We start from the raw sequence: 16,677 nt of genomic DNA, 5'->3' as shown, positions 1-16,677 counted from the left end.
CTTTTTTTAAGAACTTTTTTCTTGTACATCATTAATGAGTACTTCTCTCGGTTTACTACCTTCATATGGACCTACTACACCATTCATTTCCATTGCATCAATTAGACGAGCAGCTCGCGTATAACCTACTCTAAACCTACGTTGTAGCATAGAAACAGATGCTGTTTGCATTTCCACTACAAGTTGAACCGCTTCATCATATAATTCATCTTCTACTTCCTGCTTCGTATCAGGAACATCTTGCGGAATCATATCTTCTTGATATTGTGCTTTTTGCTGTCCAATAACATATTCTACAACTCTCTCAACTTCATCATCTGATAAAAATGCGCCTTGTACACGTACAGGTTTCGATGCACCAATTGGTATAAACAGCATGTCGCCACGACCTAGTAGCTTCTCTGCACCACCACCGTCAAGAATTGTACGAGAATCTGTTTGAGAAGATACAGCGAATGCAATACGTGATGGAATATTTGCTTTAATAACACCCGTAATAACGTCAACTGACGGACGTTGCGTTGCAATAATTAAATGAATACCAGCAGCACGAGCCATTTGCGCTAGACGCATAATCGCATCCTCTACATCAGACGAAGCAACCATCATTAAATCTGCTAACTCGTCCACAATTACTACAATATACGGTAATTCGGGTTGTTTCGCTTCTGATTCACTATTATGCTCTTTTATATAATCATTGTATCCTTCAATGTTACGTGTACCACTATGAGCAAACAATTCATAACGACGTTCCATCTCACTCACAACTTTTTTCAATGCTTGCGATGCTTTTTTCGGATCAGTTACAACTGGCGTTAACAAATGAGGCACACCGTTATATACATTTAACTCTACCATTTTCGGGTCAATCATCATTAATTTTACTTCATGTGGTTTTGCACGCATTAAAATACTAACAATAATACCGTTAATACATACACTTTTCCCGCTCCCTGTCGCACCAGCTACGAGTAAATGGGGCATTTTATTTAAACGGGCTAATACAGCTTCACCTGTAATATCTCGGCCAAGACCAATTAACAACTTCTCTTCCGGATGATTATTAGCCTTAGAATCAAGAACTTCCCTCAGCGTTACCATCGAAACTTCTGAGTTCGGAACTTCGATCCCTACAGCTGATTTCCCGGGAATTGGCGCCTCAATACGAATGTCCTTTGCAGCTAATGCAAGGGCTAAATCATCACTTAAACTGACAATTTTGCTTACCTTTACCCCCATATCAGGATACACTTCATATTTTGTAACTGCGGGACCTCTATGCACTTTTGTTACTTTCGCTTTCACTCCGAAACTTTGGAATGTACGTTCTAATTTACGAGCATTCTCATAAATTTCCGCATTTTCATTTGTAACTTGCTTATTCTTTGGAAATTTTAATATATCAAGTGAAGGAAGCTTGTAATCTTTATTTTCTACATTTGAAAATTGCATAGGAGGTGCTTGCGCTTCACTCTCTAACGATTCAACGATTTTTTCTCCACGCTTTTTCTTTGATTCTTCAATTGGTGGAGTCTCTTCAATAAACGGTGAAGTGATCAAATCTTCTTGCTCTACTTCAATTCGTTTATCCTCTTCTTCATTTACAGGATAATTCTCAGTGAAATTTGAAATAATTGGCGGATCAATTTGGATTTCTTCCATCGGCTCAATAACTTCTTCTTGTTCTGCAGCACGTTTGCTTCTTGTACTTCTTGTTGTTTTTTTCTTTTCTGTTTGTTCAGCCGTTCTTTTGGATCTCCAATCTTTATAATCCCCTTGCATCACTTGAAATTGACTTCTAAGAATTCTACCAACTGGAGCTAACACTTCTCCAATATGTTTATTTGTTATACAGAGTACCCCGAGAATAACTAAAATAATTCCAATGATATAGGCTCCTACTTCGTCGAATAGGAAGTAACATGTCGCGAACATAAGCGCACCAAACATACCACCGCCTAAATGAACGCTATCTGGCCCTTTTTTCATTTCAAGAAAGAAGTTATCTTTCGTACTCACAATAACAGAAGTATTTTGCACTGCTCCATCTTTTGTAAGAAGGTTAAATAATGTAATATGACTAAACATTAATATTGCCAATACAATTAAATAAAATCCAATTAATCGTTTATTTAAAAGGTTCGGCCATCCGCGTTTTATAACAAAGGAAACCGATAAAGCTATTACACCTAACACACCAATTATGTACCACTCACCAAAGAAGAAGCGAAAAAATAACACAAACGATTTCCCTACAACGCCTAGCTGTAAAATCGTAATGATTGAAAGTGCAAAAAGAGTTAAACCGACGATTTCATAATACAAAGTTGGCTTTATCGTACGTCTTGCCTTTGCCTTCGTCCCTCTTTGCTTTTGTTTTGCCATTTCTTCACCTCGTGTTCTACATATAAGTAAAGCTCCCCTAAAAATGCTCTATTTATATGTCTGTTTTCTCTATTTTTCAGGTCTTTATATCTTCTATTTTTACACTTCTTGTAAAATGCTAAATAAACAGAAGAAAGCAGCCTACTCATGGCTGCTCAACCGTCTTGTTTTTTATATTATACCATAGCTTCTAAACAAAATCCTTCTTTTTGCTAAAAGGTTATTTTCTGACCGGGCTCAAACTCTAAATAGTGAAGTGGGTCCGTACTTAGCACACGTACAATAGAATAACACCCATGTTCCTCTTCAGAAACCATTAATTCCACACCATTTATATTTACAACTTTTTGACTTTCACACTGTGAATAATCGGCCGGATACACAAGTTGCTCTGGCATAATTGTATATAAAATCATTGTAACATTGTCCCTTCTGCACTACCTTCCGCGCGAACATCTATTAATTCGTTTAATTTTCGAATCGCATTTCCAATACCACCAACATCATCTATAAGACCGTACTTTACTGCATCTCCACCAATTACATTCGTCCCAATATCTCGCGTTAAATTTCCTTTCGCAAACATAAGCTCTTTAAAACGATCTTCTGTTACTTTCGAGTGCTTCGTCACAAAACGAATGACTCTTTCTTGCATCTTATCCAAATACTCAAATGTTTGTGGCACACCTATGACAAGACCTGTTAAACGAATTGGATGAATTGTCATCGTCGCAGTTTCCGCAATAAACGAATAGTCAGTAGAAACAGCAATCGGTACACCGATGGAATGTCCCCCACCTAAAACTAGAGATACTGTTGGTTTTGAAAGTGAAGCTACCATTTCTGAAATTGCTAGTCCAGCTTCAACGTCACCTCCAACCGTATTTAATATTAAAAGCAAACCTTCAATTTTCGGATTTTGTTCAATCGCAACAATTTGCGGAATGATATGCTCGTATTTTGTTGTTTTATTTTGCGGCGGTAATTGAACATGACCTTCCACTTGTCCGATAATCGTTAAACAATGAATACGTGATTCATTCATCTGTGGTACATTTGTCTGTCCAAGCTGTTGAATTTTTTCTACTATTGAAGCCTCTTTTCCAGCTTCTTTTGGCTCAGTTTCTTTTTCTTCATTTGTATATCGATCACGTTCTGTCATTTCGCATCCCCTTTCACTCGTATATAACTATTATTTCTTAAGTTATAAATTTCATTCGATAGGGTTAAAAAGAAAAAAAGATCACCCATAAGGGTGATCTTTTTTATACTTCCATAATAATCGGTAAAATCATAGGTTTTCTCTTTGTCTCTTCGTACAAGAACTGTCCTAATAATTCACGAATATTTTGTTTTAACATTGACCATTCAATCGAATATTCTTTAATTGACTGCTCAACAATCATACGTACAATCTCTGTAGATCGTTCAATTAACGCTTCTGACTCACGAACATATACGAAACCACGTGAAATGATTTCTGGACCAGAGATAATTTTCTTTTCATCTTTACCAAGCGTTACAACAACTACTAATATTCCATCTTGAGATAACATCTTTCTATCTCGAAGAACAATATTACCAACGTCACCTACACCTAATCCATCAATTAAAACATTACCAGCTTGTACTTTACCGACTAAGTTCGCTTCATCGTCACCAAAAGCAATTACATCGCCTTTTTCTACGATAAAGATATTTTCTCTTGTAATACCTACATCTTCAGCTAAATACGCATGTGCTTTTTGCATACGGAACTCACCATGTACGGGTACAAAGTACTTCGGTTTCATTAAATTTAACATTAATTTTAATTCTTCTTGGCTACCGTGACCTGAAACATGAACTTTTCTTTCGCCGTAATAAATAACTTCAGCTCCAGCTCTAAATAACAAATCAATAATTTTTGATACAGATATTTCATTACCCGGAATTGGCGAAGCAGCAATGATAACAGTATCACCTTTACGAATTGAAATTTGTTTATGTGCTTGTTTTGCCATTCTAGATAGAGCAGCCATCGGTTCACCTTGACTACCTGTCGTTAAAATAGCTACCTTTTTCTCTGGGAAGTTGTCTACTTCTTGTAATGAAATAACCATACCTTCTGGAACATCTAAATAACCAAGACGTCTTGCAATGTCTACTACTTTCACCATACTACGTCCTACTACCGCTACTTTTCGCCCTGTTTCGGCAGCTGCATCAAATACTTGTTGAATACGATGTACATTCGATGCAAATGAAGCAACGATAATACGACCTTCTGCGCCGTAGAACACTTTAGAAATTTCTACACCAACTTCTTTTTCAGAACCTGTATAACCTGGGCGCTCTGCGTTTGTACTATCAGATAATAAGCAAAGTACGCCTTCATTTCCGATTTGAGCCATTTTCCCAAGGTCTGCTCCACTATTTCCAATTGGAGTTTGATCGAATTTAAAGTCTCCTGTATATACGATTGCACCTTTTGATGTATGGAAACAAACACCAACAGAATCTGGAATACTATGTGTCGTTCCGAAGAATGACACCGTTGTAGTATTAAACTCTACTGTTGAATTTGAATCGATTGTTTTTAAGTCTACACGACCTAACATACCCGCTTCGCCAAGTTTTTCTTGTATAAGTCCTACTGTTAATTTCGTTGCATACACTGGAATAGATAATTTACGAAGTACGTAAACAATACCACCAATATGATCTTCATGACCGTGAGTAATAAATAAACCCTTTACTCGCTCTTGGTTTTCCACTAAATATGTAATATCAGGAATAACGATATCAATTCCAAACATTTCATCTCCCGGGAACATTAACCCTGCATCCACAATAAAGATTTCAGAATCAATTTCAACACAGTACATGTTTTTCCCGATTTCACCTACTCCACCAAGAGCAAATACTTTAACAGACTCATTCTCTTTTCTCTTCATGTTGTTGCCTGGTTTAAAAATCTTGCAAACACTGATTTCACTAAAATTGCAGAGACACCAGGGGAAACTCTACAACCACCATATATTCACCGTCCAAGACGAATGTCCTTACCGTTATGCGATATCATGTCCTTGTTTATTTTTTAAACCAGGTTTCACCTCTCTTTCATTATATAAATCAAATATCTTATTCGATATGATATGAAAATTTAATTAAATTATAATTTTTCCCAATTTTGCTAAGCATACCCGTACTAAGCTACTTAGCCATATTATACCTGATAGAAGAAATAGAACACAAGTTAAATCGTGCGAAAGAAAAAGTAAAAGAAAGGAACAGCACTAAAAGTATATGGCTTATTTCCGCTGCTTTTATACTCCATGTTATTTGAGAAAAAATCCCCTAAACACTTTAAATTACTTTCATTTGATGGATTTCCTAGATTTTTTTCTTGAATTGCACAAAAACATTTATAAAATGAAGCTTTTTTATAGATTACGTCATATTTGAGGCAATTCCTCTAAAAACATAACCGAAAGTATTTCCTGTACTAGAAACTACTTCTCAACAAAATTAAAAGTGTAAGATCCTTTTCTTATAAACATTGTATTACATGACAAAAAGCTATGAATTACAAAATCTAATATAGATTTAATAAGGTTAAATTTTTAGGGGGATTTGACAGTCACTATCGAGAACAAGAGGTTGGAACCAAATTAATGAAAGAACAATATCATACTTTAACAAGTAGAGAACGCGTAGCGTAATATACTCGTTTTCAATATTATAGGGTCATATATAAATGAGAAAGGCAAGTCTAAAATCATTTTACAACAGATTTACTTTAAAACAGATTCAAACATTTTCATATCAATAAAAAATGACCTAGTTTCACACTAGGTCATTTTTTTAACGAGGAATAGATTGCATTACAGATTGTAACGTTACTCTTTCTTCTTCTGTTAATGGAAGAAGTGGTAAACGTACAGAACCTACATCTAATCCAACCATTTGTAACGCTGTTTTTACTGGAGTTGGACTTGGCGCCATAAATAATGAATCAGTTACTCTTACAAGTAATTGATGTAATTTTTGTGCCTTTTTAAACTCTCCTGTTTGAAATGCTGTAATCATTTCTTGCATTTCGTTTCCGATAACATGAGATGCTACCGAAACGATACCTTTCGCTCCAACTGCCATAGCCGGTAACGTTAAACCGTCATCACCGCTGTATACCGCAAAGTCGTCCGCTGTTTTTTCAATGATTTCTGTCATTGTCAACACATCGCCGCCGGCATCTTTAATAGCAACAATGTTTTCTATTTCTGATAAACGAACAACTGTATCAACGGAGATTTGTACAATAGATCGTCCTGGAACGTTATATAGCATAACCGGAAGCGGCGTGCTTTCAGCAATTGCTTTAAAATGCTGATACATTCCTTCTTGACTCGGTTTGTTATAATACGGTGCTACTAGCATTACTGCATCCACACCAACTTCTGTTGCCTTTTTAGTTAAGTCAATAGAAGCATGCGTATTATTGCTACCTGTTCCAGCGATTACGGGCACTCTTTTATCGACAACAGATACGACATGGCGATATAACGCTACTTTCTCTTCTGAAGTTAATGTAGGAGATTCTCCCGTCGTTCCTCCTACCACGATTGCTGTTGTACCGTTATCAATTAAATAATTTACCAATTTCGTTGTCTTTGCAAAATCGATATTCCCGTTTATATCAAACGGTGTTACCATCGCGGTTGCAATTGTCCCAAAATCTATCATGGTCTCACTCCTTATTGTTCCAGTTGCTTTTCTTTTGAAAGCTCAAACGCACTATGTAATGCATTTACAGCCTCCACTAAATCAGTTTCTTTTACAAGAACCCAAATTGTTGTATGACTATCTGCCGATTGCAGGATTTGAATACCTTTTTCCGCTAAAGCTGTAACGATTTTCGCAGTAACCCCTGGGTATCCTGCCATTCCAGCTCCAACGATAGATACTTTCGCACAATGCTCTGTCACAATTGGCTCATATCCAAGGTTCTTTAATAATTTAACTGCATGACTTGATACATTATCACTCACCGTATATGCTACACCAGTAGGTGAAATATTAATTAAATCAACACTTATTCCTTCGTTCGCCATCTCTTTAAACACATGTTGTTGCAAATCATATGCCGTTTCTTTTGCAAGCACTTTAATTTGCGTTACGTTTGATACGTGGGCGATACCTGTAACAGGACGTTCTTCTACATCACGACCTCTTGTAGCACCGTCATATGCTGAAATAAGCGTACCTTCACTATCAGAATACGTAGAACGTACACGAAGTGGAACTTTTGCATGCATCGCAATTTCAACTGCACGTGGATGAACGACTTTCGCACCTTGATAAGCCATGTTACAAATTTCGTTATACGTTACAGTTTGAAGATGACGTGCATCTTTTACAATACGAGGATCCGCAGTCATAACACCTTCTACATCAGTGAATATATCGATGTATTCAGCATGAAGTGCAACACCTAATGCTGAAGCTGAAGTATCACTACCTCCGCGTCCAAGTGTTGTCGTATCACCTTTTTTCGTTTGTCCTTGGAATCCTGTAACGACGATTACATCTAGATTTTCTAGCTCTTCATGTATACGATCGCAGTTCATTTCAATAATCTTAGCATTCGTAAAATCCTCATTTGTTACAAAACCAGCTTGTGCACCATTTAATGCCGCTGCTTTTATACCATTCTCATTTAACATGTTAGAGAAGACGATTGCTGAGATTAATTCTCCGCACGATAATAATAAATCTTGCTCACGTTTAGAAATAGTAGATTCCTCTTGATTTACAAGACTTAATAACGTATCCGTTGCATATGGTTCACCTTTACGGCCCATAGCAGATACGACAGTAACCACTTTATAACCAGCAGCTAATGATTTTTTTATATGATGAAGCGCATGCTTACGTCCATTGTCATCACGTACTGATGTGCCACCAAATTTTTGAACAATTATTTTCATATTTTGCACCTTCTCTTAGCCGTCTACACTAATTGTAATTTTACTAAGCGCTCTGCAATTTGAACAGAATTCCATGCAGCGCCTTTTAATAAGTTATCAGATACGACCCAAAGATGGAATCCTTTATCATTATTTAAATCTTTACGGATTCTTCCAACGAATACTTCGTTTTTACCTACTGCAGTAGCTGGCATTGGATATAACTGCTCTTCTGGATTATCTTGCAGAACAATACCTTCCGCATTTGCAAGTAAGCTCTTTAATTCTGCTACTGTTACGCCTTCTTTTTCTACTTCGATGTAAACAGACTCAGAGTGTCCTGATACAACTGGTAAACGTACACATGTTGCCGCTACTTCTAATTCAGGCATATGCATAATTTTTTTCGTTTCGTTAATCATTTTCATTTCTTCAAATGTAAATCCATTATCTTGGAACTTATCAATCTGTGGAATCGCATTAAAAGCAATTGGGAAATGCTTCTTATCACCTGATACAGGAAGAACATTTGCCTTAACTTCTTCGCCATTTAAGATTGCTTGTGATTGTTCATGAAGTTCTTCAATAGCTGCCGCACCAGCACCTGATACAGCTTGATATGTGGAAACGATTACTCGTTTTAAACCATATTGCTGACGAACTGGCTCAAGAGCTACTACCATTTGAATTGTAGAACAGTTTGGATTTGCAATAATACCATTATGTTCTTTTAAGTCGTTTTCATTTACTTCAGGTACAACAAGTGGCACGTTTTCTGTCATACGGAATGCACTTGTATTATCAACAACAATCGCACCGCGTTTTGCTGCTTCTGGCGCTAATTGTTTCGATACAGATCCACCAGCACTAAATAGTGCGATATCTACTCCTTCAAAGCTTTCAGGAGTTGCCTCTTGAACTGTAAATTCTTCGCCTTTAAATACAAGTTTCTTACCTGCAGATCGTTTAGATGAAAGTAACGTTAATTTCCCGATTGGAAATTCTCGTTTCTCTAAAGTGTTTAACATTTGTTCACCAACTGCGCCGGTTGCTCCAACTACAGCGACATGAAAAGTTTTTTGCTTTTCCATCACTATGCCCCTTTCTAGATACCAATCCTTCTATAACTTAGAATCAGAAGGAGTATACAATACCCCTTCTAATCTTAATAACGTTAATTTTATCATATTCTACAGTAAGAATGATGGTTTCATCAAAAATTGTCCGTTTTTTTTCGTTTTTTAATTCATATATCTGAATTTTTCTACGACCACCGGTTGCAATTGCTTTCCTTGCAGCGCTTCTAATACTGTATCTTCCAGTAACTCCATACGAGCTACCATTGAGTTCGGTTTTTTCTCTGGTGCATCTTGACCGAATGGAACGAAGTAGATGTTTTTTGTTGCCATTAGGCGCATGAGATTTACCCCATTTAATCCTAAAGCATCATTCGTCGAAACCGCCAATACGACAGGCTTGCCATTTCTTAACGTCGCTTTTGCTGCCATTAGTACTGGAGAGTCTGTCATTGCATTTGCAAATTTACTCATAGAATTTCCTGTTAAAGGAGCGATTACCATGCAGTCTAATGGAATTTTAGGTCCAAGTGGCTCTGCTCCAACAATTGAATTAATTGCTTTAAAACCTGTTATTTCTTCAATCTTCTTAATCCATTCTGCACCTTCTCCAAATCTAGTATTTGTTGATTGAACAGTGTATGAAACAACGGGACGTACTTCTGCCCCTTCAGCAATTAATTTTTCTAAGTGCGGCATAACTTCCTCATACGTACAATGTGAACCCGTAAATCCGAAACCAATTCGTTTCCCCTTCAAACTCATTTCTTTTCCTCCTCCTTTGCAATTGCATCTGCTGCTAATAACTGAGAAAGAACATTTGCTAAAATTTGCCCAGCCGTTTTTGGAGCAACAATACCTGGTAATCCAGGTGCTAGCAACGCTTTGACTCCTCTTTTTTCCGCATATCTAAAGTCAGTACCGCCTGGTTTAGAAGCTAAATCAATCACTAACGTATGAGCTGGCATTTTTGCAATAACATTCGCTGTTACAACGAGGTGCGGAATTGTATTGATTACAATATCGATATTTCCTACTTCTTTCTCTATGTCTTGCATATGAAAAGGAGAAAACATCATTTCTGTAATACGTGCAATATGTTCAGATCGTCTTGCTCCAACTTTGACATGGGCTCCTAATGATTGAAATGCTCTCGCAACACTCATTCCTGTTCTACCAAATCCTAGAACCATTACATTGGACCCATGAATTGTATAGTCGGTATGTTGAATTACCATCATTAAAGTACCTTCTACAGTTGGAATAGAATTGTATATTGCTACATCATCACGATCAAATAATTTAACAAGTTTTCGGTTCGTAGTAGATACGAGATTTTCCAAGTAAGGTGTACCAATACCTGAATATATAGTAAAGTGTTCTGGTGTATTTTCAATTTGTTCTTTCGTTATTGAAACTTTTTCATTTGAAAAAATAGTATCTACTTCTCCTTTGGCATTTGTACCTGCAACCGGCAAAATAATTGCGTCTACAGAAGTGAAATCTAAATTTTGTATACTTTCTTTTGCTGCCCCTGTGAAACCATGATCTAACTGATCAAACCCTATCAAAGAAAGTTTCGCATCCAATTCAACTAGCTTACGAATTACTTCTAGCTGCCTTGCATCTCCTCCTATGACAGCAATATGCATCTCAGTCAACATTCCCTAATTCACCTTCTTTTTCCGTCATTTATAAGAAAAGTGCCTACTTTTTCTTTTTCCTCCACATCATATGTAATGTACGAGTTTATGGTGATTGAAAATCCAAATGCACATATGATTTATCAGGTTTCTATGTAGATACAAAAAAAGATGACCAAAATGGCCATCCTTCACTCCGAATTTGAACGATCTATACTATCACAAAGAAGCATATCATGTCCGACTTTCTTTATTTGACTCCATGCCACCCTTACTTCTTGTGGTTCCTTTTTAAAACCTCCCCACTTCCCTACAGGTATTATAAGTGTTTGTATTTGTCCGTCTTTCTCATTAATCTCTAAATCCATATAACCTAAGACTCCCATTTTTTCCGCTTTTTCTATATCTACAACCTCTTTACCACTTAATTCACTTAATCGCATACATACTCCACTCCCTCTACTGAATTTTTCATTTGCATTGTCTATAATTAGTACCTATTCTATATGTATAAAAAAAATAACCTTCTCTCATTTAAAAAGAGAGAAGGTTATTATCAGATGCATTATAAAAATCGATTATAGTTTTATTCCTTTTGGAAGTTTTCCGTCTGGACTAATAAGTGCCGCAGAGAATTCATCAGTAAACATGTTGCGAATTAATCCGTCCACATTTTCTTTTGTTACAGTGTTTACACTTTCAATAATCTCATCAAGTGAACGATGCTTACGAAGAAGCAATTCATTTTTACCGTTACGGCTCATACGGCTATTTGTACTTTCTAAACTTAACATTAAGTTTCCTTTTAATTGCTCTTTACTATTCATAAGCTCTTTTTCTGTAATACCTGTATTTTTCAATGTCTCTAATGTTTCTTGCATTGTGTCATACAGTGTATCTAATTGTTGGCTACCAGTTCCGCCATACAGTGTTAACATGCCTGTATCTTCATAAGAAGAGTGGTAAGAAAATACTGAGTAAGCTAACCCTCGTTGCTCACGTACTTCTTGGAATAAACGGCTACTCATACTACCGCCTAAAACGTTATTTAATACAATTAAGTTATAAATATCTTCGTGTCCCATTTGTAAGCCTTTATATCCTAAACATAAATGAGCTTGTTCTGTTTCCTTTTTACGTGCTACCTTATTAAAATGGAAAATTGGGCTATGTACTTGTTCACGGTTTGTTGTTCCTTCATAACTACCGAAATATTGCTCTACCGTTTGTAAGAAGGCTTCATCAATATTTCCTGCAACTGAAACAACGACATTTTCAGGTGTGTAATGATCCTTAATATATTGACGTAGCGTATCACCTGTAAACGTATCAAGCGTTTCTTCTGTTCCTAAAATAGGATATCCAAGCGGATGCGTTTCATATGTTGCTTTCGTTAACATATCATGCACAATATCATCTGGAGCATCTTCGTACATTTTAATTTCTTCACATACGACATTCTTCTCTTTTTTCAGTTCTTCCTCATCAAATGTTGAATTAAAGAACATATCTGCTAATACATCTAAAGCATATTTAGCATGCTCATCTAGCACTTTTGCATAGTAACATGTATATTCTTTTGAAGTAAATGCATTCACTTGACCACCAATGCTATCAAATGATTCTGCAATCTCTCGTGCACTACGTGTCTCTGTCCCTTTAAAGAACATATGCTCTAAAAAGTGAGAAATCCCATTATTTTTTTCATTTTCATTTCTTGATCCCGCATGGATCCAAATACCAATTGCAACCGATCTTACAGTTGGTATATTCTCCATAACTATTCTTACACCATTTTTACAAGTATATTTTTTAATCAAAAACTTTCCTCCTACTGCCAGTTTCTCTAAATAAAACGCTATTATTTAATGATAACAAGTTTAAGGATGAATGTCATGCAAATGTATTTAATCCACACGTTTTTCATCCAGTAATTCAGTTATATTCCCCACTTTATATCCTTGTTCCTTCAATTTTGTAATCATTATATCTAAAGCCTCTGCTGTAGACGAAGTAGGATGCATTAATATGATAGCACCTGGATGTATTTTTCTCATTACTCTCTGCAATAGTACATCTGGCTCAGGTCGCTGCCAATCAATCGTATCTACAGTCCACATAATCGTTCCCATTTGAAAATCATCTGCAATCTTTACGACTTCATCTCGAAAGCTTCCACTCGGCGGGGCAAACCACCTTACTTTTTGATTCGTTGCTACTTCTATCATTCGATTTGTTTTTTGTAACTGATCTCGTATTTCATCTGAGGATAACGTTTTCATATTAGGGTGTGTGTATGAGTGATTTCCAACTTCTTGTTTTGCATCGACAATCATTTTTGCAAACCGCAAATTTTCTTTCACCCAACGTCCTTCTAAAAAGAAAGTGGCCTTCACATCATGCTTTTTCAATATCTCTAATATACGTGGCAAATACTCATTTCCCCATGCCACATTTATTGTTAATCCTACCATCTTTTTATTTGGATGCCCTCTATAAATTGGAGCTGGTGATAAATCTTCCAAATGAACACTCGGTGAGACTTCTTTGAATTCAAGATATTTTTGATCAAATTCCTTTAGCTTCTTCATATTATTATACGATGCTTCAATATCCACTTGTCTTCCATTATATCCAGGTGTTGCCTTCCATATTTTATCAATCATCGCATTTTGAGGTGCAATCTCATACTGTTTTGCATGCTTTTGAATTTCTTCATGCAAGTTATCTTGTGCAAAAACAGAATAAGAGCCTAAACTGACATATAAAGAAAATATACATATGTATGCCAATATACGAACTTTCATATAAACCCTCCCAAATTAACTATATAAAAACATTTTCTTCTTATCTTTGTTAATTTGAGCGTTATAATGAAAACTATACCTATACCGACATAAAAATATATGAACATCATGTTTTTTACATAACAAAAAAAGCCAGTTTAACTGGCTTTTACTTATTGCTGCTCTTGTTTGTCTTCTTCTTTAGCAGCTTCTTTTTCTTGCTCTTCTTTTAGCAATACTTTTCTAGATAGATTTACGCGACCTTGCTTGTCAATCTCGATAACTTTAACTGTAATTACATCACCGATTTTCACAACGTCTTCTACTTTACCTACACGTTCAAGTGCAAGTTCAGAAATATGAACTAATCCATCTTTACCGCTGAATAATTCAACGAAAGCACCGAATTTCTCAACACGTTTCACTTTTCCTTCGTAGATCTCACCTACTTGTACTTCGCGAACGATATCTTCGATAATCTTCTTAGCTTTGTCGTTCATTTCTTGATTTATTGATGAAATGAATACTGTACCATCTTGCTCGATGTCAATTTTAACGCCAGTTTCTTCAATAATTTTATTGATTTGTTTACCGCTTGGTCCAATAACGTCACGGATTTTATCTGGGTTAATTGTCATTGTAATAATCTTTGGAGCGTAAGCTGATAATTCAGTACGTGGCTCTGCAATAACAGATAGCATATGATTTAAAATGTGCACACGACCAATTTTCGCTTGTTGTAATGCCTCTTCTAAAATCTCACGTGATAAACCATCGATTTTAATGTCCATTTGCAGTGCAGTTACACCTTGTGCTGTACCCGCTACTTTAAAGTCCATGTCACCTAAATGATCTTCCATACCTTGAATATCAGATAAAATTGTGTAATGCTCACCAGATTTAACCAGACCCATTGCAATACCTGCAACTGGAGCTTTAAGTGGAACACCCGCATCCATCATTGCTAAAGTACTACCACAAATACTTGCTTGTGAAGTAGAACCATTTGATTCTAACACTTCAGATACAAGACGTACTGTGTATGGGAAATCTTTTTCAGATGGAATTACAGGCTCAAGAGCACGTTCTCCTAGTGCACCGTGACCAATTTCACGACGACCTGGTCCACGCATCGGTCTTGTTTCACCAACACTAAATGATGGGAAATTGTAATGGTGCATAAAGCGTTTTGATTCTTCTACACCAAGACCATCTAAAATTTGCACATCGCCTAATGCACCTAATGTACAAATGCTTAATGCTTGTGTTTGTCCACGTGTGAATAAACCAGAACCGTGTGTACGAGATAAAATACCAACCTCTGATGCTAAAGGACGGATTTCGTCACCTTTACGGCCATCTGGTCGAATTTTTTCAACTGTAATAAGACGACGTACTTCTTCTTTTACAATTTTATATAAAATCTCATTTACTTGTCCTAATGTGTCAGCATCAGCTTCCTCAGCTTCGTAATGCTCAATAACACGCTTTTTCACTTCGTTAATTGCATCTTCACGTGCATGTTTCTCATGTACTTGAATTGCTGAATGCATATCTTCTTCAGCCATTTCACGTACAGCTTGATTAAGATCAGCGTTAACTTCATAAAGTTTCACTTCTGATTTCTCTTTACCTACAGCTTGTACAATCTCTTCTTGGAATGCAATTAAACGTTTAATTTCGTCATGACCAAACATAATTGCTTCTAACATTGTTTCTTCAGGCACTTGATCTGCTCCTGCTTCAACCATGTTAATCGCATCTTTCGTACCAGCTACAACTAAGTGGATATCACTTTGTTCTTGCTGTTCTACTGTTGGATTAATAACGAATTCGCCATTAATACGACCAACTGTCGCACCAGCGATTGGACCTTCAAATGGAATATCTGAAATCGATAACGCTAATGAAGAACCAAGCATAGCTGCCATTTCAGAAGAACAATCTTGATCAACACTCATTACAATGCTGACAACTTGTACTTCGTTACGGAAACCATCTGCGAATAGCGGACGAATTGGACGGTCGATTAAACGACTTGCCAAAATTGCTTTTTCACTTGGACGACCTTCACGCTTAATAAAACCGCCAGGAATTTTTCCGACTGCATATAAACGCTCTTCATAGTTTACTGTAAGTGGGAAAAAATCTACATTTTTAGCTTCTTTTGATGCAGTTGCTGTAGATAGAACCGCTGTATCGCCATATCTTACTAATACTGCTCCGTTCGCTTGTTTTGCAAGCTGACCAGTTTCAACTGTTAGCTGGCGACCAGCTAAATCTATCGAGAAGACTTGCTTTTCTTGACTCATTTAAGTACCCCTCTCAATTTAAAGTATTCAATTCTTCTATGTAAATGGATAGTATATCACAATATTCTACCTCTAGTATTGCCTAAAATTAAGTAAGCTATAAAGCGTAGAAGATATATTTTTACCTAACAAAAAAGCGGGAATATTCCCGCTTCTTTGACTATCGACGTAAGCCAAGCTTTGTGATTAATTCACGGTAACGTGTGATATCGCTATTACGAAGGTAAGTTAGTAAGTTACGACGTTTACCAACCATCTTTAATAGACCACGACGTGAATGATGATCTTTCTTGTGAGTACGTAAGTGCTCGTTTAGAGTGTTAATTTGCTCCGTTAGGACAGCAATTTGAACCTCTGGAGAACCAGTATCAGTCTCATGAGTTCTAAATTGTGCAATGATTTCATTTTTACGCTCTTGTGTTAAAGCCATCCTATTTCACCTCCTATTAATTAAACCCCCAATTACCTAGCAAGCGTCGGTGAGTCGCAATGCCAAGCAATGGTTGTCATAAAGTACATAACAT

General features: G+C 36.5%; 14 protein-coding genes. All 14 read right to left on the bottom strand.

The genetic code is table 11. The annotated features are described in order from the left end of the window. Positions 1 to 6: 6 nt before the first annotated feature. The 14 genes from C4S65_RS13665 to rpsO all read right to left on the bottom strand — a co-directional run bounded on the left by C4S65_RS13665 (position 7) and on the right by rpsO (position 16,583). Positions 7 to 2,388 carry a DNA translocase FtsK gene (locus C4S65_RS13665; RefSeq protein ID WP_086407585.1) on the bottom strand — a complete coding sequence of 794 codons (2,382 nt, stop codon included), beginning with the start codon at positions 2,386 to 2,388 and terminating at the stop codon, positions 7 to 9. A gap of 212 nt (positions 2,389 to 2,600) precedes the next feature. Next, the gene (locus tag C4S65_RS13660) at positions 2,601 to 2,804 is read right to left on the bottom strand and encodes a YlzJ-like family protein (RefSeq protein WP_000605020.1); all 204 of its coding nucleotides are present in this window, start codon (positions 2,802 to 2,804) and stop codon (positions 2,601 to 2,603) included. Beyond that, positions 2,801 to 3,550, bottom strand: coding sequence for a translocation-enhancing protein TepA (gene tepA / locus C4S65_RS13655; RefSeq protein WP_000139825.1), 750 nt, complete (start codon positions 3,548 to 3,550; stop codon positions 2,801 to 2,803). The genes C4S65_RS13660 and tepA overlap by 4 nt, the downstream gene beginning before the upstream one ends. Before the next feature lie 103 nt (positions 3,551 to 3,653). Continuing rightward, a complete protein-coding gene (locus C4S65_RS13650) occupies positions 3,654 to 5,324 on the bottom strand; it encodes a ribonuclease J (protein WP_000823083.1) in 1,671 nt (556 codons plus the stop codon). A gap of 910 nt (positions 5,325 to 6,234) precedes the next feature. After that, positions 6,235 to 7,113, bottom strand: a complete 879-nt coding sequence (dapA, locus tag C4S65_RS13645; protein ID WP_000564765.1) for a 4-hydroxy-tetrahydrodipicolinate synthase — start codon at positions 7,111 to 7,113, stop codon at positions 6,235 to 6,237. Between the two features lie 11 nt (positions 7,114 to 7,124). Beyond that, entirely contained in the window at positions 7,125 to 8,357 is a 1,233-nt protein-coding gene (dapG, locus tag C4S65_RS13640) for an aspartate kinase (protein ID WP_061666405.1), read from the bottom strand. A 23-nt stretch (positions 8,358 to 8,380) separates the two neighbouring features. Next, positions 8,381 to 9,427 (bottom strand): aspartate-semialdehyde dehydrogenase, encoded by a 1,047-nt coding sequence (gene asd / locus C4S65_RS13635; RefSeq protein WP_000414846.1) that lies wholly within the window; start codon positions 9,425 to 9,427, stop codon positions 8,381 to 8,383. Between the two features lie 150 nt (positions 9,428 to 9,577). Next, positions 9,578 to 10,177, bottom strand: coding sequence for a dipicolinate synthase subunit B (dpaB, locus tag C4S65_RS13630; protein WP_000053596.1), 600 nt, complete (start codon positions 10,175 to 10,177; stop codon positions 9,578 to 9,580). After that, positions 10,174 to 11,076, bottom strand: a complete 903-nt coding sequence (gene dpaA, locus C4S65_RS13625; RefSeq protein ID WP_000954735.1) for a dipicolinic acid synthetase subunit A — start codon at positions 11,074 to 11,076, stop codon at positions 10,174 to 10,176. The genes dpaB and dpaA overlap by 4 nt, the downstream gene beginning before the upstream one ends. A 170-nt stretch (positions 11,077 to 11,246) precedes the next feature. Next, a complete protein-coding gene (locus C4S65_RS13620) occupies positions 11,247 to 11,498 on the bottom strand; it encodes a YlmC/YmxH family sporulation protein (protein ID WP_001239759.1) in 252 nt (83 codons plus the stop codon). Positions 11,499 to 11,633: 135 nt separating this feature from the next. Next, positions 11,634 to 12,875, bottom strand: coding sequence for a pitrilysin family protein (locus C4S65_RS13615; protein WP_000592988.1), 1,242 nt, complete (start codon positions 12,873 to 12,875; stop codon positions 11,634 to 11,636). Positions 12,876 to 12,962: 87 nt separating this feature from the next. Beyond that, complete coding sequence (locus C4S65_RS13610) at positions 12,963 to 13,862, bottom strand: polysaccharide deacetylase family protein (RefSeq protein WP_000868223.1); 900 nt, start codon at positions 13,860 to 13,862, stop codon at positions 12,963 to 12,965. Between the two features lie 152 nt (positions 13,863 to 14,014). Then, the gene (gene pnp, locus C4S65_RS13605) at positions 14,015 to 16,153 is read right to left on the bottom strand and encodes a polyribonucleotide nucleotidyltransferase (protein ID WP_000076753.1); all 2,139 of its coding nucleotides are present in this window, start codon (positions 16,151 to 16,153) and stop codon (positions 14,015 to 14,017) included. A gap of 160 nt (positions 16,154 to 16,313) precedes the next feature. Next, entirely contained in the window at positions 16,314 to 16,583 is a 270-nt protein-coding gene (gene rpsO / locus C4S65_RS13600) for a 30S ribosomal protein S15 (RefSeq protein ID WP_001229392.1), read from the bottom strand. Positions 16,584 to 16,677 lie beyond the last annotated feature (94 nt).

Origin of the sequence: Bacillus sp. ok061, from assembly GCF_900108285.1 — a bacterium.
Lineage (GTDB): Bacteria > Bacillota > Bacilli > Bacillales > Bacillaceae_G > Bacillus_A > Bacillus_A thuringiensis_S.
The sequence above is the reverse complement of the archived record's forward strand: the minus strand, read 5'-3'. Positions and strand labels throughout refer to the sequence as shown.

Coding starts and splice junctions, on each gene's coding strand:
- C4S65_RS13665 (WP_086407585.1), bottom strand. CDS start 2,388: ATGGCAAAACAAAAGCAAAGAGGGACGAAGGCAAAGGCAAGACGTACG.
- C4S65_RS13660 (WP_000605020.1), bottom strand. CDS start 2,804: ATGATTTTATATACAATTATGCCAGAGCAACTTGTGTATCCGGCCGAT.
- tepA (WP_000139825.1), bottom strand. CDS start 3,550: ATGACAGAACGTGATCGATATACAAATGAAGAAAAAGAAACTGAGCCA.
- C4S65_RS13650 (WP_000823083.1), bottom strand. CDS start 5,324: ATGAAGAGAAAAGAGAATGAGTCTGTTAAAGTATTTGCTCTTGGTGGA.
- dapA (WP_000564765.1), bottom strand. CDS start 7,113: ATGATAGATTTTGGGACAATTGCAACCGCGATGGTAACACCGTTTGAT.
- dapG (WP_061666405.1), bottom strand. CDS start 8,357: ATGAAAATAATTGTTCAAAAATTTGGTGGCACATCAGTACGTGATGAC.
- asd (WP_000414846.1), bottom strand. CDS start 9,427: ATGGAAAAGCAAAAAACTTTTCATGTCGCTGTAGTTGGAGCAACCGGC.
- dpaB (WP_000053596.1), bottom strand. CDS start 10,177: ATGAGTTTGAAGGGGAAACGAATTGGTTTCGGATTTACGGGTTCACAT.
- dpaA (WP_000954735.1), bottom strand. CDS start 11,076: ATGTTGACTGAGATGCATATTGCTGTCATAGGAGGAGATGCAAGGCAG.
- C4S65_RS13620 (WP_001239759.1), bottom strand. CDS start 11,498: ATGCGATTAAGTGAATTAAGTGGTAAAGAGGTTGTAGATATAGAAAAA.
- C4S65_RS13610 (WP_000868223.1), bottom strand. CDS start 13,862: ATGAAAGTTCGTATATTGGCATACATATGTATATTTTCTTTATATGTC.
- pnp (WP_000076753.1), bottom strand. CDS start 16,153: ATGAGTCAAGAAAAGCAAGTCTTCTCGATAGATTTAGCTGGTCGCCAG.
- rpsO (WP_001229392.1), bottom strand. CDS start 16,583: ATGGCTTTAACACAAGAGCGTAAAAATGAAATCATTGCACAATTTAGA.